The following is a 677-nucleotide window of genomic DNA, read 5'->3' on the forward strand; positions in this document are numbered from 1 at the left end:
CTCACTGGCGCGTTCGACCCCCGGGGCCCCGGCGCGGGGGGGGGTGGGGGGGGCGCGGGCCGCCCGCCCGCGGGGGCCGCCGGGCCCGCGGCCGCCCGCCCGGTCGCCCGTGAGGCCGGCGCCGAACTGATCGTCCGCAAGGGCCAGTACGGGCCGTGGCACCCGGGCCGCACCGCCGAGCTCGTGGTCGTCGCCGACGGCTCCGAGCGGGTCGTGGGCCACGCGGGCGAACTGCACCCGCGCGTCCTGAAGGCCCTCGGCCTGCCCGACCGCACCAGCGCGATGGAGCTGGACCTGGACGCGCTGGAGGAGGTCGGCGACGGCGCCCCGCAGGCACCGCGCATCTCCACGTTCCCGGTCGCCACGCAGGACGTCGCCCTGGTCGTCGGCAAGTCGGTCCCGCACGCGGACGTCGAGGCCGCGCTGCGCGAGGGCGCCGGTGAACTGCTGGAGGCCATCCGGCTGTTCGACGTGTACGAGAGCGCCGAGCAGCTGGGCGAGGACAGGAAGTCGCTCGCCTACGCGCTGCGCTTCCGCGCCTCCGACCGCACGCTGACCGTGGACGAGGCCTCCGCGGCCCGTGACGCGGCGGTGGCCCTGGCCGCCGAGCGGACCGGGGCGGTGCTCCGCGGGGCGTGACGCCACCGTGAGAGGGGGCGGATCCGGTACTCCGGATC

1 pseudogene is annotated in these 677 nt (G+C 78.1%); it reads left to right on the plus strand.

The annotated features are described in order from the left end of the window. A pseudogene (locus tag ACFW2E_RS46555) lies at positions 1-639 on the plus strand (phenylalanine--tRNA ligase subunit beta); the annotation flags it as partial. Positions 640-677: the final 38 nt, after the last annotated feature.

Source organism: Streptomyces sp. NPDC058964, assembly GCF_042741275.1.
Lineage (GTDB): Bacteria > Actinomycetota > Actinomycetes > Streptomycetales > Streptomycetaceae > Streptomyces.